This is a genomic window from Planococcus versutus, assembly GCF_001186155.3.
Taxonomy (GTDB): domain Bacteria; phylum Bacillota; class Bacilli; order Bacillales_A; family Planococcaceae; genus Planococcus; species Planococcus versutus.
Window position 1 is genome coordinate 3,113,280 of sequence record NZ_CP016540.2, and the last position, 18,121, is coordinate 3,131,400.

The 18,121-nt window shown below is 39.3% G+C and carries 17 protein-coding genes, 3 pseudogenes and 1 riboswitch; of the genes and pseudogenes, 2 read left to right on the plus strand and 18 right to left on the minus strand.

Annotation, left to right across the window (positions count from 1 at the left end):
- Nucleotides 1–119 precede the first annotated feature (119 nt).
- Together I858_RS15665 and I858_RS15670 are read right to left on the minus strand one after the other, a co-directional pair.
- On the minus strand, nt 120–617 hold the full coding sequence (locus tag I858_RS15665) for a methylated-DNA--[protein]-cysteine S-methyltransferase (protein WP_049693764.1): 498 nt from the start codon (nt 615–617) through the stop codon (nt 120–122).
- Nucleotides 614–1,510, minus strand: a complete 897-nt coding sequence (locus I858_RS15670; protein ID WP_049693855.1) for a DNA-3-methyladenine glycosylase family protein — start codon at nt 1,508–1,510, stop codon at nt 614–616. The genes I858_RS15665 and I858_RS15670 overlap by 4 nt, the downstream gene beginning before the upstream one ends.
- A 287-nt stretch (nt 1,511–1,797) precedes the next feature.
- On the opposite strand from I858_RS15670, the gene I858_RS15675 reads away from it, so the two are divergent.
- Complete coding sequence (locus tag I858_RS15675) at nt 1,798–2,154, plus strand: hypothetical protein (protein ID WP_049693765.1); 357 nt, start codon at nt 1,798–1,800, stop codon at nt 2,152–2,154.
- A gap of 184 nt (nt 2,155–2,338) precedes the next feature.
- Entirely contained in the window at nt 2,339–3,301 is a 963-nt protein-coding gene (locus tag I858_RS15680) for a sugar-binding transcriptional regulator (protein ID WP_420812625.1), read from the plus strand.
- Nucleotides 3,302–3,368: 67 nt separating this feature from the next.
- Here I858_RS15680 and lpdA read toward each other — a convergent pair.
- From lpdA to I858_RS15760, 16 genes and pseudogenes are all read right to left on the minus strand, one after another.
- Nucleotides 3,369–4,731, minus strand: a pseudogene (lpdA, locus tag I858_RS15685) (dihydrolipoyl dehydrogenase).
- A gap of 405 nt (nt 4,732–5,136) precedes the next feature.
- A complete protein-coding gene (locus tag I858_RS15690) occupies nt 5,137–5,880 on the minus strand; it encodes an SDR family NAD(P)-dependent oxidoreductase (protein ID WP_049693767.1) in 744 nt (247 codons plus the stop codon).
- Nucleotides 5,881–6,080: 200 nt separating this feature from the next.
- Nucleotides 6,081–7,826, minus strand: coding sequence for an aminodeoxychorismate synthase component I (gene pabB / locus I858_RS15695; protein WP_049693768.1), 1,746 nt, complete (start codon nt 7,824–7,826; stop codon nt 6,081–6,083).
- Nucleotides 7,801–8,421 (minus strand): anthranilate synthase component II, encoded by a 621-nt coding sequence (locus tag I858_RS15700; RefSeq protein WP_049693769.1) that lies wholly within the window; start codon nt 8,419–8,421, stop codon nt 7,801–7,803. Before I858_RS15700 ends, pabB begins: the two co-directional genes overlap by 26 nt.
- Nucleotides 8,422–8,618: 197 nt before the next feature.
- Nucleotides 8,619–9,026 (minus strand): DUF1259 domain-containing protein, encoded by a 408-nt coding sequence (locus I858_RS15705; RefSeq protein WP_049693770.1) that lies wholly within the window; start codon nt 9,024–9,026, stop codon nt 8,619–8,621.
- Nucleotides 9,027–9,352: 326 nt separating this feature from the next.
- Nucleotides 9,353–9,796 carry a flavodoxin domain-containing protein gene (locus I858_RS15710; RefSeq protein ID WP_049693771.1) on the minus strand — a complete coding sequence of 148 codons (444 nt, stop codon included), beginning with the start codon at nt 9,794–9,796 and terminating at the stop codon, nt 9,353–9,355.
- Nucleotides 9,777–10,822, minus strand: a pseudogene (locus tag I858_RS15715) (ribonucleotide-diphosphate reductase subunit beta). Before I858_RS15715 ends, I858_RS15710 begins: the two are co-directional and overlap by 20 nt.
- 12 nt (nt 10,823–10,834) lie before the next feature.
- A pseudogene (locus I858_RS15720) lies at nt 10,835–13,119 on the minus strand (ribonucleoside-diphosphate reductase subunit alpha).
- Between the two features lies 1 nt (nt 13,120).
- On the minus strand, nt 13,121–13,606 hold the full coding sequence (locus I858_RS15725) for an acyl-CoA thioesterase (RefSeq protein WP_049693774.1): 486 nt from the start codon (nt 13,604–13,606) through the stop codon (nt 13,121–13,123).
- A gap of 148 nt (nt 13,607–13,754) precedes the next feature.
- A riboswitch (cobalamin riboswitch) is annotated at nt 13,755–13,931 on the minus strand.
- Nucleotides 13,932–14,130: 199 nt separating this feature from the next.
- Entirely contained in the window at nt 14,131–14,316 is a 186-nt protein-coding gene (locus tag I858_RS15730; RefSeq protein ID WP_049693775.1) for a DUF3934 family protein, read from the minus strand.
- 87 nt (nt 14,317–14,403) lie between these two features.
- On the minus strand, nt 14,404–15,009 hold the full coding sequence (locus I858_RS15735; protein ID WP_049693776.1) for a TetR/AcrR family transcriptional regulator: 606 nt from the start codon (nt 15,007–15,009) through the stop codon (nt 14,404–14,406).
- Nucleotides 15,010–15,023: 14 nt separating this feature from the next.
- The gene (locus I858_RS15740) at nt 15,024–15,773 is read right to left on the minus strand and encodes a GTP pyrophosphokinase (protein ID WP_049693777.1); all 750 of its coding nucleotides are present in this window, start codon (nt 15,771–15,773) and stop codon (nt 15,024–15,026) included.
- A gap of 236 nt (nt 15,774–16,009) precedes the next feature.
- Nucleotides 16,010–16,486, minus strand: coding sequence for a glutathione peroxidase (locus I858_RS15745; RefSeq protein WP_049693778.1), 477 nt, complete (start codon nt 16,484–16,486; stop codon nt 16,010–16,012).
- A gap of 16 nt (nt 16,487–16,502) precedes the next feature.
- A complete protein-coding gene (locus tag I858_RS15750) occupies nt 16,503–16,940 on the minus strand; it encodes a MarR family winged helix-turn-helix transcriptional regulator (RefSeq protein WP_049693779.1) in 438 nt (145 codons plus the stop codon).
- A 22-nt stretch (nt 16,941–16,962) separates the two neighbouring features.
- A complete protein-coding gene (locus tag I858_RS15755) occupies nt 16,963–17,382 on the minus strand; it encodes an organic hydroperoxide resistance protein (RefSeq protein ID WP_049693780.1) in 420 nt (139 codons plus the stop codon).
- Nucleotides 17,383–17,516: 134 nt separating this feature from the next.
- Nucleotides 17,517–18,074 carry a methyltransferase family protein gene (locus I858_RS15760; RefSeq protein ID WP_049693781.1) on the minus strand — a complete coding sequence of 186 codons (558 nt, stop codon included), beginning with the start codon at nt 18,072–18,074 and terminating at the stop codon, nt 17,517–17,519.
- Between the last annotated feature and the right edge of the window lie 47 nt (nt 18,075–18,121).

Genomic DNA, 18,121 nt, shown 5'->3' on the forward strand with positions numbered 1-18,121 from the left:
TCAGCATAAGCTTGTGACAAGGCGTCTGCCGCAATCGAAATCAGGTAATCTCTGCCGACAAAAAAAGACTGTCACCAAAAATCAGTTTAGATGATTTTTGGGAACAGTCTTTTTTGATTTTATTGTTCAATAGATTGGTTTTCTCTGCATGCTTTTTCGTGACGAAGCAGCCATTCTTTTCGAGGCAACGTGCCTGCGTAACCGGTTAGTTTGCCGGTTGCTCCAATAATGCGGTGACAAGGGACAACAATGTTTAGTTTGTTTTTGCTGTTGGCATTGCCGACAGCTCTGACAGCTTTTTCGCTGCCAACAGCTTTGGCGATTGCGCCGTAGGAGACGGTTTCTGCATACGGAACATCAACCAATGCCGTCCACACTTTTTGCTGAAAATCGGTTCCGGTAGACTCGCAAGCAACGGTAAAATCCATGCGTTGCCCTTTGAAATATTCTTCGAGTTGCTGCTGGCAATCTTTTAATACTTGTGGACTTTCTGGAGAGATGGGTGCGCTGACTTTACTTTTTTCGCTGAATAAAATAGAACGGATAGCTTTATCTGTTCCTGTAATTTCCACGATGCCAATAGGGGATTGAAATTCAATTTGATGTAGTTGGTTCATAATAACGACCTCCATAAATAGAATGTGGCATATGCTTCCCAGCCTCGCCAATTTGCTGAAAGCTCGGTAATTTCTGCAAGGGTTGGTTTTCGGTCCATCTTCAAGTGGGCTTTTAAGGCATTGTGCAGACCTACGTCGGCGATTGGAAAAGCTGATGAGTCATGCAAGCATTTCATCATTACATAATTAGCTGACCATGCGCCAATGCCGCGAATTTCCAACAAACAGTTTTCCGCATCAGGTGCTTGAAGCAAATGTTCTTTAGTCAATTCGCCTTTTGCCATAATCGTGGCGATCCCTGAAATGTATTCGGCTTTTCGGTCTGTTAACTGCAACGCTCTCAAATCTGCAACCGGCAAGATCGCGATTTTTTCAGGCTGTGGAAACGTCCAATACGTTTTGTCTTCGTAAACTAAGGATTCGCCGTAACGTTCAACAAATCTTTTCTTTAATGTATAAGCAAATGTTAAATTAATTTGCTGTCCCATCACAGCCCATACTAAAGCTTCAAATAAGTCGGGAACCCCAACCATGCGCAATCCATGATATTGCCGGACTACTGGGCTCAAGACCGCATCGGCTTTAGCCCGCACATAAAATTCTTTCAAATCAGTTTTCAAATCAAACCAATCTTCTATATACGCAACCACTCGCTCGACTTCATTTGCAGAAGGCATACCTAAGGGGAATTCGATGCGTAACGCTCCTAGAACAGCCGTTATTTCAAAAAGTACAAGCTTGCCGTTTAACTTCAACAATTTACTGACTTTGCTTTCTTTAATTTGGTGTAAGTTTTCTTGTGAAGATCTGCCAAGATGGATAAGACATTCCGCAAAACTTAAATCAGCTGGCACTGGAATTTCCGTATATTGCCTGCTTTGCATAGAGTTCATTATGCTTTCAACTCGCTTTTTTCGATATTCCGTTGGCAAGTGGCTGGTTAATTCGCGAAAAACGTAATAGAAACCCATCAAATGTGACATCCATTTTCAATAAGAGAGTCTAGTAATTAGTATTAGTCATCCTCTATTTTAGTATTCTCTCCATTTTACAACTTTTTATAAAACGATGCATCTTTAATCATGCTTTTGCAGCACCAAACGGTTCGAGCGAAAAAATTTTCTTTCTACTCTTCTTCTCTTATAATGGAAAAGGTATATACGAAAGAAGGAATAGCTTTATGATTCAATTTTTTTGGTATAGTTATGCGGCATTTCTTGCCACCTCGACGATTGCTTTTTTCATTCACGGCGGCTATAAAAGCCCTATATTTCTAGTAGATTTAGCGTTCACGATCATTGCGTGGATAGGCTTGTTTGGTTTTGTCACCCATTCTCAAATTTTCACTGCGATCGTCTGGCGAGTAATTTTGGCTGTTGTCATATTGTGGGATTTACTGTTTTTCTTTTTTATCAAATCCCGTTTTTCAGTAGAAGCATCAGAACCCGACACGGCCTCGATGACGATAGCTTCGGCTGCTCTCACGTTGTTATTCCTCAGCCCTCTTTATTACGCACTATTTCACTATTCATTTTGAGATTTGTTCTATTGTCTAAACACCTTTACTATGAGAAAAAATTTGAAAATTTTCTATAACTAACTTGTAGAGCTTCATTTTGAAATAGTGTACAAAAACTAGCAGAAATCGTATACTATAGGCATGAAAGCGGTTTAAGAGTGAGGATTCACAGCCGTAAATCGGACTCAGACGAGAAGGTGCAATGATGATGAATTGGGATGAACGCAGACAAATCGTAAAAGTCGCTAATCTTTACTATTTTGCAGGTCAAACTCAAGCACAAATTGCCAGCAAAATGGGTGTTTCCCGACCCGTAATTTCGAAATTGCTGAACAAAGCGAGAGAAATGGGAATTGTGGAAATTTATATTAAAGATGAAAATGCACACACTGTGAAATTGGAACAGCAATTAGAGAATATCTATCACTTAAAAGAAGTATTAGTAGTGCCAGCTGGAAATCTAAGCACTGATATGATTAAGCACGCTCTCGGAAAAGCAGCTGCTTCTTACGTATCCAGAAATATTAAAAATATTACATCTTTGGGCATTTCATGGGGCAGTACTTTGTCTAAATTTGTTCAAGAATACCCATACGAACAGCATCGTGATTTGCAAATTGTGCCATTAGTTGGCGGTATGGGCAGAAAGTTTGTAGAGATTCACTCTAATCTTTTAGCTTACCAGCTAGCACAAAAAATGAACTCTCATTGTTCTTATCTATACGCACCTGCTATGGTAGAATCTTTGGAACTAAAAGAACGACTTATTCAGTCAGAAGACATCGCAATGGTGTTGGAAGAAGGACGCAATGTAGAGATGGCGATTGTCGGATTAGGCAATCCTTTCAAAGACTCTACTATGACCGACATGCACTACTTAACTTCGGATGATTTGGCTTCACTGAAGTTGGCTAAAGCAACAGGTGACATTGGTTCACGTTTTTACAATGCAGAGGGTAATCAGATTAAGCATCCTTTAAATGACTTGGTCATTGGACTAGACTTAGAAGAATTCAAGAATATTCCAGAAGTCGTGGGGATTGTTGAAGGCGCTCATAAAGTAGAGAGTCTTAGAGCCGCTTTAAAAGGCGGTTACTTAAATGTACTTGTCATCGATGACGTTACGGCAGACTTACTTTTGCATCATGCACAAAAAAAAGATTGATCTTTCTTATATTCGCGACAAAAAACCGGCTGTTTGGATGCTTATTGCATCTGATCAGCCGGTTTTTCTAATGATGTATTCCTTTTCCAAGCCAAGAAGCAGCCGCTTCGTAAAGACTTTCTGAAACAGTCGGATGCGCATGCATCATGGTCGCCAGTTCATCCACTGTTCCCTCTAACCTCATAAAAGCAGAAGGTTCCGCAATCATTTCGGTTACATGCGGACCGACCATGGAAACACCCAAGATTTCTCCATAAGTAGTCTCAGCAATCAATTTAGTAAACCCTTCTTTTTCGTCTAATGTCAGTGCCTTCCCGTTTCCAGCATGATCTATTTTTACGACTTTAAAAGAGATGCCTTTTTGTTTAGCTTCTTCTTCTGTCATACCGACACTCGCAATTTCAGGATTGGTATAAACGCAACGCGGAACAACATGATAATCAATTGCTTCTTTTTGTCCTGCTGCATTAGATGCTACAACCAGTCCTTCAGCACTTGCTACATGTGCCAACTGCCAGTTCCCAATCAAATCCCCTGCTGCGTAAATCGTTGGTAAGTTAGTCGCCATGTATTTGTCTACTTTTACGAAAGGTCCGTTCATTGCCAACTTCAAAGAACTAAATGCTGCCGTATTTGGAGACCGGCCAACTGATAGTAGAAGCATTTCTGTCTGTAGGACTTCTTTACGTCCTTGTTGATTTTCGATATAGACTTGTTGAGTCTTGCCTTTTTGCTCTACTGCCGTTACTGTAGTTGAAGTCAAAATAGCAATGTCTTTGCTTTTTAGAGATTTTGCAAGAATTTTTACAGCTTGAGGATCTTCACTTGGAACAATCCGACTGCCCATTTCAACAATTGTGACTGACACGCCAAGCGCAGCGAAAATGCAAGCAAACTCTACACCAATGATGCCTCCACCTACAATGACTAGTGATGTTGGAATTTTAGTAATGTCAAAAATCGTATCGCTCGTCTGGAAACTTCCTTCTTTCAATCCAGGAATGGGTGGAACGATTGGTTTAGAACCCGTAGCCAATATAATGTTTTCAGCTTTGATCGTTTGTTCTTTGCCGTTTTGTTTTACTTCTATAAGTCTATCTGCTGTTATTTCTCCATAGCCATTTAAAACATCAATTTTTCCTTGCTTCATTAAATAAGCGATGCCAGTCCGAAGTTTTTGAATAACCTCGTCTTTTCGTTGCATCATTTTGGACAAAGACACTGTTACAGGTCCTGTTTCTATACCCCAGTTTTTAGCTTTTTCAATATTTTCAAGAACTTCCGCATGTCGTAATAGCGTTTTAGAAGGGATACAACCGCGGTTCAAACACGTTCCACCAAGTTCTCGTGCTTCTCACTAATACTACTTTTTTGCCTAGCTTAGCGGCTCTAATAGCAGCCACACTGCAGCAAACACAACAATGAACCATGCCCACATACTTCCCCACCACTTTACATTTGTTCAGTTGCTTGACATTTGATAATGACTTCATTATAAAAGCGCTTACAGTATAAATCAAGTGTAATTAATAGAAAATTCAAATTAATTTTTTTATTTACTATTTCAGCCACTACCAGATACAATGTGGACACTGCTAGACTGTATTTACCATCGAATTTGAAAGCTACATTTTGGGATTTGTAGCATCTTAAAATTCCATATAAAAAAACTCCCTTCTAAAGTTTTAAAATCAACTTTGAGTAGGGAGTTTTATATTTTTTATTGCAATAAAGTATCTGTTGTTTGTTTTTTATCTAGCCAACTTTTACAAGTGTTTTTTTGTCGTCAAATCGTATCCGCTGAAAAAAGCGAAGCTCTTAGCTTTTTTCATTTTTTACTGAGTCGTATATCCGCCATCAATCATTAATGTGCTGCCTGTAACAAATTCGTTTTCAACTAAAAAGACAATAGCGTGCGCAATTTCTTCTGGTTGACCGAGTCTGCCGATGGGATGCTTGTCTACTAATGCGTCATAAAAATCACCTAATGCTTCTTTGCTGACCATGCCAGATTCTACATAGCCTGGTGCTACTGCATTAACGCGAATTTTGTGTTCTGCATACTGTAAAGCCAGTGACTTGGTCATCAAATTCACAGCACCTTTTGACGCATTGTAAGCAAATGCGCCACCTTCTCCAACTGATCCTAAAACAGAAGAAGTATTAATGATTACACCTCCATCGCCATGTTCTAGCATGTTTTTAATGGCATGTTTGGAACCAAAGAAAACACCGTCTTGGTTGACCGAAATGACCTTGTGATAGTCTTCGTACGTCAATTCATGTGTAACGCCGAGTACCCCAACGCCTGCGTTATTGACCATGATATCAACTCTACCGTACTGTTTGACTGTTGTCGCAACTAATTTTTCAACAGATGCCTCACTCGCAACGTCTACTTTCACAAAAGTTACATCACCGTTATCTTGCTTAAGCTGTTGTTCTACTTGCTGTCCACCTTCTTCGTTAAAATCAGCAATGATTACTTTTGCCCCTTTTAGAAGAAACGCTTTCGCGGTTGCTAAGCCGATTCCGGATACGCCGCCTGTGACGATTGCTACTTTTCCTGCTAAATTCATTTATTCCGCCTCCTTGTAGTAAGAACTGTTTCTTACATCTAATTAAACATCAATCATCTGAATAGTACAATTTATCGGTATAGTTGATTTTTTTCTTTAGGTTGTTTCATTTCTCTGCAAACTTCTCTCATAATTAAAATACAAAAAGTCTAAGCAGAAGAGTCTTCTTGGTTACGTGTGCAACTTTCTAAAGTTTTTACTTAACTACACCACTCGACAGCCAGCCAGCCACGCACGCCATTAACGAGCCACATAGCATCATAGTCTGCGAGTTCTTTTTTTAAAATAATTTTTTCTTCAATTTTTTGTTGATCGACCAATTGTTGTCTAAATGTACCGGCTAACAAGCCACAGTCAGTAGGCGGGGTAAAAAAGCGACCGTCTTTCTCAAGTACAACATTGCCAATCGTGAATTCAGTGATTTGCTGTTTTTCATTCCATAGTAAAACCGAAAAAATTTCCTTAGGCAAACCCTCACTCACTTTGTCATATACTTCGCGATGTGTCGTTTTATGAAACAAAAACGGATTTGTACTATCTACTGCGATCTTTGCCATTGTGCATTTCACAGGTTTGGTTATCGGCAGGATGTGTTGTGAATGCACTTTAACTGCTCCTTGAGAATCCACTAACAGCCGGACTTTGTGTGTTCCTTTAGGATTTTTTTGCGCTAGCTCTACCAATGCTTTTTCTGCAATGCTCTTATTTCCCGGGAAATGAAAATATTCTGCAGAATTTTTCATACGTGCTAAATGGTAGGACAGCAATGGATATTTCCCGTCTTCTAGCTTTAAAGATTCAAGCAAACTAAACACAGGTCGTTTAGCTGTTAGCACTTCTGCTTTTGTTTGCAGTTCTTGGTATTCGCCTTCAGAAGTTGAATCCCACGTAATGCCCCCTCCAACTCCGTAACAAGCTCTTTCTTTTTCTCGGTCGATGACCACTGTCCGTATCGGTACATTAAAAATGGCTTCTTTGTCAGGCGTAATAAAACCAATAGCGCCGCAATATACTTCTCTTGGCGTTTGTTCTAAGGCGGCTATGTATTTCATGGTGCTGATTTTGGGAGCTCCTGTAATCGAGCCACATGGAAACAGTGCCTGAAACCAGTTCAAAACGGTCGTGTTTTCTTTTAATTCGGCTGTTACGGTCGAAGTTAACTGGTGAACTGTCGGATACGTTTCTGCTGTAAAAAGCCGCTTTGTTTGAACGGTTCCTTTTCGTGCTAACTGGCTCATATCGTTTCGGAGTAAATCCACAATCATCAAATTTTCAGCTTGCTCTTTTTTAGAAGCCAGCAACGCATTTACGTATTGTTGGTCTTCTTGAGTCGTCCGTCCTCTTGGCGCTGTGCCTTTCATCGGTTTTGCTGTTAACTTGCCTGCTTGCACTTTAAAAAATAGTTCAGGAGATGCAGACAATATACGAAACCTCCCTATATTCAAATAAGCACTATAATCTGCTTGTTGGTTTCGAGCCAATTGGCGATAAAATGTCAAATCGCTGCCTGTGAATTTTGCAGACAAGCGTTCTGTGTAATTAACTTGATAGGTATGACCTTCTTCGATAGCTGTTTTGATTTGTTGGATTCCTTGTTTATAGCGTTCCACTGAACTTGCCATTGTCCAAGTGGAAACACTGTATGCTTCTTGTTTCTCTTGAAGTAGTGGTGTTTTTTGTGGCTCATTGAAAATACCAAACCAAACGAGCGGCATTTCACCTGCTGTTTGAACATGCATCGCCGGATGAAAAGCTGGAGCTGCTTCGTATGACACATAACCCGCTGCGTAAAAGCCATCACTTGTTGCTTTTTCGACTTTTTCTAAAATAGTTGTGACTTCGTTCAACTTATTTGTTTCAAAAATATGAATAGGCTTGCTAAAAAAGAGTGGTTCAATTTCTTCAGCTTCGTTTTTAAACTCAAACATTAAGTGAGGGTTCGTCATGACTAGCACTTCCTTTGTTCGTTTCTTTCCACTGCTTAGCAAGTCGATAACTGTTTTTCAACATCTGAAAACCTTCTATCGTTAATACTGATTCAGGATGAAACTGGATGCCTTCAATGGGGAAATGCTTGTGACGAACAGCCATGATCGCACCATCTTCTGAACGTGCTGTCACTTCAAGACAATCAGGCATTTTTTCTTCTGACACCAGTGAATGATAACGTGTCACAGAAGTCGGATTGGTAATTCCGCTAAATAGTCCTTTGCCGTCATGTCTCAACGTCGAAACTTTTCCGTGCATTGGCTGCTTTCCTTTAGCCACGTTCCCTCCAAAATGTTCAATAATTGTTTGATGACCTAGGCACACACCAAGCAACGGAAAGCGACCGCTTAACGCTGCCAACATTTCTCCACTCGCACCTGCAACAGGTCGACCTGGCCCAGGGGATAACACGACTAAATCCGGCATAAGTTCTTGTAGTTGCATTGCGGTAAGCTCGTTTTGTTGAAAAACGAGTACAGATTTATCTAATTGTTCAAAATAATGAACGAGATTATACGTAAATGAGTCTTGGTTATCAATGATGATGATCATGTTCCACCTCTTACTTCTACTTTAATTGGATTCAGGTATTTTTATTATACGCTGTGCATGGACTTCTTTGAACATTTCTCCATCAAAAAAAAAGCCGGTTTCGACTTTACTACCCGCTTTTTTGGTAATCCCTTATTTAGACGCGAAGAATTGCGTACTCAGGCGTTTGTTATGATCAGCTTATTTATTTTCAGTCATCAAGAAACAAGGGAATTTTGTTGAATAACTTCAAAAGCAGCTAACAATCTTATAGCAAAATCTTCTGGCGCTTCTTGAGAAGACAAATACACACAAAGAATATTGGGGTTCGTATCTACTCGGTATTGATAATTAATAGGCACTGGAATTGAGTGGTGATGAAGCGCAGTTATAAAATCTTCTAGCTCTTCTGGAAGCAAGACTATTTCTGCTTGGTTGTATGCAGTACCATCTTTTTTAAGGTTGGTAAACGAAATATCATGTTCCAACATGCAGTTAAACTGTTTGCTATGAGCCGAAATACGAATGGATCTTATTTGTTTGATCAAACAAACACTTCCCTGTATTTCCACTTCTGCATTCATTAGTAAGCCTACTTTTTCAGCCATTTGCTCGAGTTGTGGCATAGTGATCTATCCTTTCTATTTTTTAATCCATATACTTAGAGATAAAAACGCCGAAAAGAATCATAAGATTCTCTTCGGCGCTGTTTACAGCACTACTGTCTGTCGCATTCAGCCAAATTGTCGATGAATTATTTATAGATATACTGTTGGTTAATGGTTTTTTTCAATCTTATGCACAAAAAAGAATAACTCACAGAAAAACCCCAACATTTCTTCCAGCTGGAACTAAAGATTTATCTGCTTTTTACTTTCTAAATTCATATACCCCACTTATCATATTTAAAAACCTTTACTCAAACTAAAAAAACCAACTGTCACTGGTTTTTCTAGTTGATAAGCTCTGCTAACTTTTCGCAGCGAGCCATGTCACTATGTTGTGGCATTTGCTCTACTTTTAACGTAGCCACTAATTGCGTCTTGACGTACAGCATGTCGCGGAAACGATCGACAGCTCCGCAAAATTCCGCAAAAAAACTGTCGCCCGTACCGAAAACAGCCGTTCGCAGTTGGTGTCGTTTGAGTTGTTCAATTGCGTCATACAAATTATGCAATTCATTTGGAATTTCTCCGCTTCCCCATGTATAAGTTCCGATCAATAAATAATCGTAGGTAGACAACTCGTTTAACGAAAAATCTTCTATTCGATAAAGTTCTACCGGAAGTTCTTTATTCAGTATGGCTGCTTGCAGCATTTCTGCCAATTGTTCTGTATTTCCTGTTAATGACGTATAAACAATCACAGTTTTTGGTTTATAGCTCGTCAAAACCATTCGACTGCGACACTTTCGTATACGTGCGTGATTTTTGTTCAAAGAAATCCGATTTTGTGTCGTTCATCATGTCATCACCAAATACATGAATCCAAGGCATCGGATTGCTGCGTTCTTCATATAAATTATCTAGTCCGAGCTGACGTAAACGTTTGTTGGCCAAATACTCGACATAGCCCTCAAACTCAACCAAATCCAAGCCCTCAATATCAGCCAAAATGTAATGTGCCCATTCTTTTTCTAGCTGTACCGCTTTGTCGATCGTTGTATAAATGTATTGAATATTTTCATCTGTATGCAATTCTGGATTTTCCGTCAGCATAATGCGGATAAATTGCGCGATAAAATAGGCATGCTGCATTTCGTCGCGTTGAATATAGCTGATCATCGTACTGGTTTTTAGCATTTTTTGCTGACGCGCTAAATGATAGAAAAACGCAAATCCGGCATAAAAATAAATGCCTTCGAGATTGATGGAATTGACGCTCAGCTTAAATAAGTTTTGCGGCGTTGGATTTTGTCGAAATTCCTCGTAAGCGTCTAATATTAACTCGTTACGTTTTTGAACAACCGGATCGCTTTTTGCTTGATCGAAGCGTGCGTTTTGTTCGCTTACGGATACCAGTGAACTCAATATATATGAATATGACTCCGTGTGTACCGCTTCTTGCTGAGAAATGACGGCAAAAATGGCTTTAAAGCTGGAATCCGTCACGTAGTCCATTGCTTGACTCATCGTCGGCGTTTGCAAGCTGTCGAGTGACGCTAGTTGCGTGTTGATCCGTAAAAAAACATCTTTTTCTACATCACTCAAGCGATCCCATTGCTTGATGTCGTCTTGCATATTAATCTCTTGTGCTTTCCAGAAATTAGCAAGCAATGCTTGATACAAATCATACATTTGCGGATAAGCAATGTCGTTCCAGTTTAACAACCCGAAGACTGGCCGTTCAACACGCCAGTCGATTTGTTTGGGTGCTCCGGATTTAATAATTTAATCTTTGTTAACGGTTCGTGTATGGTCATGATCATTCTCCTTTAGCTTTGGCATGCTTCGCATTCTTCGATTTCTGCTTGAGACGTACTGCGGACATAGTAAGTGGTTTTTAAGTTTTGCTTCCATGCTTCTAAATGTAATTCCAACAGCTCTTTTGCTTTAATCGTGTGCGGCACGTAAAAGTTAAAACTGATCGATTGATCAATATGGCGTTGACGTGCTGCATTTTGTCGAATGCTCCATTTTTGGTCCAATACGTGACGTGAACGACGGTAGAAATCATACGTGTTGTGATCCAAGTCTGGTGCTGTCACTTTAAATTTGAAATTCTTTTTCTCTTCTGCGTATTCTACTGCGTATAACGGATCGATGCCATCTGTTGAACCCCCGATTTTCGCAGTGGATGAGTTGGGTGCAACAGCCATCATCCAGCCGTTTCGAACGCCGTTGTTAGCTACTTGCTGTTGTAAGTCATTCCACCGTTCACTTGTGTAGTTGCGGCGTTCAAAATACTCGCCTGTGTGCCATTCTGATCCAGAAAACTGACTGAACGCGCCTTTTTCTTCTGCTAATTTCATAGAAGCCTGAATCGTTTGATAAGCAATTTCCTCGTAGAGCTTATCTGCAAATTCAACTGCTTTCTCACTTTCCCAGTGGATGCCTTCAAGTGCTAGTAAGTGGTGCCAACCGAACGTTCCTAAACCAATTGCGCGGTATTTTTTATTTGTTGCTTCAGCTTGTCCTACTGAAATCGTATTCAAGTCAATGACGTTATCAAGCATGCGTGTTTGAATCGGTACTAAACGCGCTAATACGCCTGCTTTGACCGCTCTTGGCAAGTTGATCGATGACAAATTACAAACCACAAAATCGCCTGGCTTGCGAATCATAACGAGATTGCCGTCTTCATCAGTATATTCTTTAACTATTGTTGTAGCTGACATATTTTGTGTTATTTCTGTACATAAATTACTACAATAAATCGATGTTAGTCCGCGACCTCTCGCGTGCTTGTTCGGGTTTTGACGATTGACTTCGTCACGGTAAAACATATACGGCGTGCCGGTTTCTAATTGCGACACCATGATGCGTGCCATGATTTCCATTGCACGATAGGTTTTGCGCGGCAATAACGAATGATCGACTGCTTCTTGGTATTTATCGCTAAAGTATTTGGTGTCTTTTTCATCGTAAAAGTCTTCGAGTCCTAATGCATTGCCATTCTTGTCTTTCCAACCCATCACTTGTTTGACTTGATGCGGACAGAACGTGTGCCACTGCCCAATGCTGCGACCGTTTTCGTCTTTTTCTTGCAAACGCTCCATAAACAAATCTGGAAGCGATACGCCTGTGAAAATATCATGCGCTTTACGGCGCTCGTCGCCATTGTTTGTTTTCAAATCCAAGAAACCGTTCATAATGTCTTTATGGAAAACATCTAAGTAAATCGCGACAGCCCCTTGACGCTGACCTAATTGATCTACACTGACCGCTGTATCGTTAAGCAAGCGAATCCAAGGTACAACGCCTGAGGAATTGCCTTTAAATTTTTTAATGTCCGAGCCTAACGCTCGCACTTTGCCGTAATAAATGCCGATGCCCCACCGTCTTTACTAAGACGTGCGATATCCCAGTTGTTTAAGTAAATACCGTCTAAAGAATCGTCTACCGTATCGATAAAGCACGAAGACAATTGCCCAAAACTTTTACCTGCATTTGATAAAGTTGGTGTGGCTACCGTCATATACAAATGACTCATTGCCCAGTACGCTTCTTTTACTAGTTCTAAACGACGTTCTTTCGGTTCGTTTTGCATTAACGTCATGGCAATAACTAAAAAGCGCTCTTGCGGAAGTTCAAACAACTGGCCTTCAAAGTCTTTTGCCAAATAACGATCAGCCAGTAAAAACAAACCGATATAATTAAACAGCAAATCCCGATTCGGCTCGATTTCTTGACCTATTTCTGTAATCTCTTCTTGTGAATACGAAGCTAAGAGCTCTTTTGAGTAAATTCCGACTTGTGTTAATGCTTTAATTAACTCATAAAAGTCACCATATTTTTTTGCAGCGGAATAATTGCGACTGCTTGCGGCTTTCTTATACAAATCACTGACATACAACTCTGCCGCTACGTAAGTCCAATCTGGCTCGTCCATTGTGATGCGATTTAATGCATAAAGTAAGGATTGCTCGCCTTTTGCTTGTTCAGCGAGTTTTGATGCTCGCGCTAGTAGCTCGCGCGTATCTAGTCCATAAACCTCAGTTGCTCGCTTGAGCGCTTTTTCTACTGCGTCCATTTCTGTTATATCTGTTTTCATATTCATATCAGCATAACTCCTTTGCGAATTCGTTCACTTTCATGCGTCGTTGTTTCCGCTCCTGTGCGCTTTTAAATAATTCTTTTTCAGCAAGAGTTTCTGGTATAACGCCAGCGACCGGTGTCGGTTTGCCGTCAATGTCAACTGCCACCATTGTTAAGATTGCTGTAGTGGTCAAATTTCTTTTGCCATTTTCAATTTGCTGACATTCGGCTTTAACATACACTTCCATCGACGTTCTACCTGTTGAAATCACAACTCCTTCTAAGATGAAGATGTCTCCCACTTTAGCTGATGATAAGAAATTCACTGTGTCAATCGAAGCTGTTACGACTGCTTTGCCACTATGTCTCATCGCTGTAATGGCCGCAATTTCATCAATATACGCCAGTACCGTTCCACCAAATATCGTTCCTAAATGATTCGTATCCGGAGGCAACACTAATTTTGTTTGAATCGTTCTTGCTACACCCGCTGCTAATGGTTCTGTCATGATTGCATTTCCTCCTTCTATGTAAAACAAAAAAACCCATTCTCTTAGAGAGGATGGATTGGAGAACGTAGAATAGCGAATAACGGCAGCAAAAAACAGCCGCTTACGCAGAATATCTTCGTTATCCTTCTCAACTCCCGGAGAAGATTATAAACTTAGAACAAAGGCAGGTTTCCTGGCTTGTGCGTCGTCCTCTGCTATCTCCTTCCCGCCCATTGGACAGTGGAATATGATAAGCTCGTCAGCACTACAGTTGCGGGAACAGCTCCGGAATTACCGGATTCCCTTTTAATCCTTTTCAGGCACCTTTGTTATCGATTTTCACTATATATAGTAATTTTTAAGATAAAAAAACTAAATGTTGTATCTATAAACTATAAACCACTTTCAATTGTTTAACAAGTGATTTTGAATTTTCATAGTTATTGATTCCAAAGACCTCGTAACAATCTCCATTTCGTTCAAAGTAACAAGAATTTTTAAACAATAAAAAAAGATGTCTTTTGGACATCCAATTTTTCTATTTATGCATCTACCCATTCAGCAGCTCGTTCTTTTTCTGTTTTAGGTTCTTCTGCTTTTTTCGTATTTTTGCTTGTATAAGGTTTGAAACTTTTGGCTTTGTTAGCTCCAGCTTTCCATCGTGTCCAGCCTTTTTTACCGGTTCCTTGACCTGTACCGCTCTTTACTTTTGCTTTTGCTTTGCTCATTTTAATCACTCCATTACTGCTACATTACTGCAACGATGAAATACAGCTTATCACATTAAGCCACAAAATTAAACAGCAATGTTCTTGTTACCCACGTGAAAGTCCCGTTCCTAGCAACTTTAATTCTAGTTCATAATTAGCGATAGACTCTTCCACCGTTAAGTTTTTAGCAAAATATTCAATCCAATTTCTTATAGTCACCGACATGATGATTTTAAGTAAATGATATAGTTCTTTGTTGTCCGAACTATTCAACTTGTTCTTATCGATTAAACTACTGATTCTTCTGAATTCCTCTTCAGATTCTTCTTCGTCAACAATCTTGATAAACTTAGTTTCAACTTGTTCGGTCATATTTAAAAGCACGTTTCTTTTAAAGTCGAGCAATTCTTCTTCTTTCACAGTGGTCTGGTAAAACTCGCTCATAGCTTGAAATAGATCTCCATTTTTTGTTTCAAGTATATCTCTAAATATCTTTTTGCGCCCTGCTGTATAGCCGTTTAGTAAGTAAAAATAAAGGTCTTCTTTTCCTTCAAAATACTGATAAAAACTACCGCGAGAAATCCCAGCAGCTTTAACAATATTGGCAATTGATGCATCTGATAAAGACGCATTTGAAAATTCTTCTTTTGCTATATCAATTAAATGCTGCTGTTTTTCAATAGATAAGTTATAAAAAGTTAGCTTTGGCAATTTTCTCTTCCTTTCTACAGATTCACGTCAGTTTGTTCGATTAACGTGAAATTTTTTGGCAAATAGAACCGTTCTTTGTCGATAAAGATTTCAGAAAAATCTTCTTCGACTTCGACTTGGTCTTTCAGCTTGTTCATGCGCAATTGAATTTTCTCCATTTTGCGATCTAGATGAGCTGCCGACTCTGCTGATTCTTTTAACTCTCTAATGATATCAGCTGGAACTTCTTTGTTGTATTTATAGTAGATTTTATGTTCGAGACTAGCCCAAAAATCCATTGCAATGGTTCTAATTTGTACTTCTACGCACACTTCTTCTACACGGTCCGACATGAAAACAGGAACTACTAGCAATAAATGCAAACTGCGATAACCATTTGACTTTGGATTTTTAATGTAATCTTTGACTTCAAGAACTTTCAAATCATCTTGATGTTGCAGCATCGCGCTCAGGCGATAAATATCGGTCTCAAACGAACATGTAATTCGAATGCCCGCAATGTCTGTAATAGTCGCTTTAATATCCGAATGAGAAAGTTCAATTCCTTTTTTTGCTGCTTTTCTCATAATGCTTTCAGGCGTTTTCACTCTTGAACTGACATTTTCTATTGGATTATAGTCATGAACAAATTGGAACTCTTGTTGCAAAATATTGATTTTTGTATTGATTTCATCTAATGCAAATTTATAACCCATCATGAATCTCATGACTTCTTTTTTAGAGTCTTTCATTTTTCGTAAGTCGTCTTCTATAGTCGTTTTCATTTTATTATCTCCCTTGTTTTTAAGTAATCCGTTAAAGTTAGTTTTGCTGTTATGTATCAAAATGCATAAGCACTTTTTTATTAGTTCAAGCCAAAACACTCAAGTGACACTGTGTCACTTTTGATAAATAAAGTTTAACATGACACGCTGTCACATGTCCACTCAAAGACGATACACATTTATTCTTGTTCATAAAAACACCCAAACCTGTTGGTAGGTTTGGGTGTTTACATTATTTACTTGGCGAGTACTTTTTGAATATCTTTTTCAAATGATCGAGGTGTATCTTTTGGCGAAAACCGTGAAATGATGTTGCCGTTTTGATCAACTAAGAATTTCGTGAAGTTCCATTTGATGCCACTTGTTAGAAATCCCTTTGTGTTACTCGTTAAATAGCTAAACAGCGGATGTGCATCTTCTCCGTTAACCTTTATCAAGTCGTGCATGGGAAAAGTGACACCATACGTCATTTGACACACTTCTTGTGCTTCTGCACCGGTAGCTTCTTCTTGTTTAAACTGATTAGATGGAAAGCCAAGAACAACCAATCCTTGATCTTTGTATTCTTCGTACAGTTTTTCGAGGTCCTCAAACTGATCACGCAATCCACATTTGGTTGCCGTGTTGACGATGAGCATAGCTTTCCCTTTGTATTCGTTTAATAGGTATTCTTCTCCGTCTGGTTTTGGTACAGCGATATCGTAAATAGTCATTTCGTTCCACTCCTCTTTAAAAGTCCATCGTGTTAAAAGTTGCATTGAGCTCTTTTAAATTTTTCATCAACGTAGTCGCGTTAACTCCCATAAAGTTGCAGCTAGTCACTATTTCGAAAACAGCCTTTTCAATTGCGGGTTGTTCATCTTTGGCTTGTTCTGTCAATGAAATCACAAATGCACGTTTATCGGTTTGAGATTGTTTTTTTATCAAGTGGCCATTGTCAATCATTCGCTTAATGATGGGATTTACGGTACCAATACCAAGACCTAGTCGTTCGCTAATGTTTTTCGTTAATACATCGTTTTCTTCCCATAACACAAGAAGCACTAAATACTGTGGAAATGTTAACTTGAATGGTTCTAATGCGTTTGCATACATTTTCGAAAAGTTACTAGAAGCTTTATAAACTTCAAAACACAATTGCTGCTCTAGTTTTGTCGGTTGTTTCATTTACATCTCACCTAAACACTTATTATAAAACAGTTATTTCTACCTCTACAGACCCTTGAATCGCTTTTGAATACGGGCATGTTTTGTGTGCTTTTTCTACATATTCTTGCTTTAGTTCTTGGTCAATTCCTGTAATATCGACAACTAATTTTACCGCTAGTTTCACGCCACCATCTGCTTGGTCTCCGATTAATGCAACAGTTGCTGTTACTTCACTTTTTTCTATCTCTACTTTACCCGCTTCGAGTACCAATTCCAACGCACTGTTAAAGCATGCACTATAACCAGCCGCGAAAAGTTGTTCTGGATTTGTTGCTGTTGTTGCGTTTCCACCAAGCGCCTTTGGTTTAGCTACATCCATATAGAAAATATTATCGGGTGAGTAAACTGCTCCGTCTCTTCCGCCTGTGTTGATCATAGTTGTTTCAAATAGTGTTTTCATTGTACGTATTCCCCGTCTATTTATATCTTACACGATCCACATTAAACTATATCGTACACGATGTAAAAAGAACTGCTCATACAAAAAAAGTCTTATTCCCAATAAGGAGAATAAGAGCTTTTGTCTCAATTTGCTTAATAAATAAATGGAATGAGTCTTGCACGTTGTTTCATCCACTGTTCATAATCCGGACCAAATTTCTCGATAAGCAACGCTTCTTCATATTTAATCCGTTGAAGCAATGCCCAAATCATACCGGTGCCCCCCACAATGGCTGCAATGATACTACTAAAGAATAGCGCCATACCAATCGTGATTAAAAACAAACCGGTATAAAGCGGATGTCTTAGTTTGCGGTATGGACCCGTACTCACGATTTCATCGCCTTCACGAACTGTAACGTAACGTGTGAATTGTGATTTTAAATGAATAATTCCCCAAAAGCGTAAAAACACACCCGTGGCAAGAAGGATGATGCCTATTACTTGTCCGAGCCATGCGATCAATTCAAATGATTTGAGCTCTTGCAACACAAATCCTAGTAAAATTGTTCCGATTAGCACACCAAAAATCATCATAAAAGTACGTTTTTCTAACGAATCGCCTTGTCCAACCCCACGATTGCGAAAAATCAAAAATTCACTGAGCCAAAATATACTAATTGCTGTAAAAATCCATTCCATCACCGTCATCGCATAAGCCCCAACTTCCTAACTCTTTCTTTCCAATATATAGAACA

Excerpts from the sequence above, each read along its gene's own strand:
- I858_RS15665 (WP_049693764.1), bottom strand. The coding sequence starts at position 617 with ATGAACCAACTACATCAAATTGAATTTCAATCCCCTATTGGCATCGTG.
- I858_RS15670 (WP_049693855.1), bottom strand. The coding sequence starts at position 1,510 with ATGAACTCTATGCAAAGCAGGCAATATACGGAAATTCCAGTGCCAGCT.
- I858_RS15675 (WP_049693765.1), top strand. The coding sequence starts at position 1,798 with ATGATTCAATTTTTTTGGTATAGTTATGCGGCATTTCTTGCCACCTCG.
- I858_RS15680 (WP_420812625.1), top strand. The coding sequence starts at position 2,339 with ATGATGATGAATTGGGATGAACGCAGACAAATCGTAAAAGTCGCTAAT.
- I858_RS15690 (WP_049693767.1), bottom strand. The coding sequence starts at position 5,880 with ATGAATTTAGCAGGAAAAGTAGCAATCGTCACAGGCGGCGTATCCGGA.
- pabB (WP_049693768.1), bottom strand. The coding sequence starts at position 7,826 with ATGACGAACCCTCACTTAATGTTTGAGTTTAAAAACGAAGCTGAAGAA.
- I858_RS15700 (WP_049693769.1), bottom strand. The coding sequence starts at position 8,421 with ATGATCATCATCATTGATAACCAAGACTCATTTACGTATAATCTCGTT.
- I858_RS15705 (WP_049693770.1), bottom strand. The coding sequence starts at position 9,026 with ATGCCACAACTCGAGCAAATGGCTGAAAAAGTAGGCTTACTAATGAAT.
- I858_RS15710 (WP_049693771.1), bottom strand. The coding sequence starts at position 9,796 with ATGGTTTTGACGAGCTATAAACCAAAAACTGTGATTGTTTATACGTCA.
- I858_RS15725 (WP_049693774.1), bottom strand. The coding sequence starts at position 13,606 with ATGACAGAACCATTAGCAGCGGGTGTAGCAAGAACGATTCAAACAAAA.
- I858_RS15730 (WP_049693775.1), bottom strand. The coding sequence starts at position 14,316 with ATGAGCAAAGCAAAAGCAAAAGTAAAGAGCGGTACAGGTCAAGGAACC.
- I858_RS15740 (WP_049693777.1), bottom strand. The coding sequence starts at position 15,773 with ATGAAAACGACTATAGAAGACGACTTACGAAAAATGAAAGACTCTAAA.
- I858_RS15745 (WP_049693778.1), bottom strand. The coding sequence starts at position 16,486 with ATGACTATTTACGATATCGCTGTACCAAAACCAGACGGAGAAGAATAC.
- I858_RS15750 (WP_049693779.1), bottom strand. The coding sequence starts at position 16,940 with ATGAAACAACCGACAAAACTAGAGCAGCAATTGTGTTTTGAAGTTTAT.
- I858_RS15755 (WP_049693780.1), bottom strand. The coding sequence starts at position 17,382 with ATGAAAACACTATTTGAAACAACTATGATCAACACAGGCGGAAGAGAC.
- I858_RS15760 (WP_049693781.1), bottom strand. The coding sequence starts at position 18,074 with ATGACGGTGATGGAATGGATTTTTACAGCAATTAGTATATTTTGGCTC.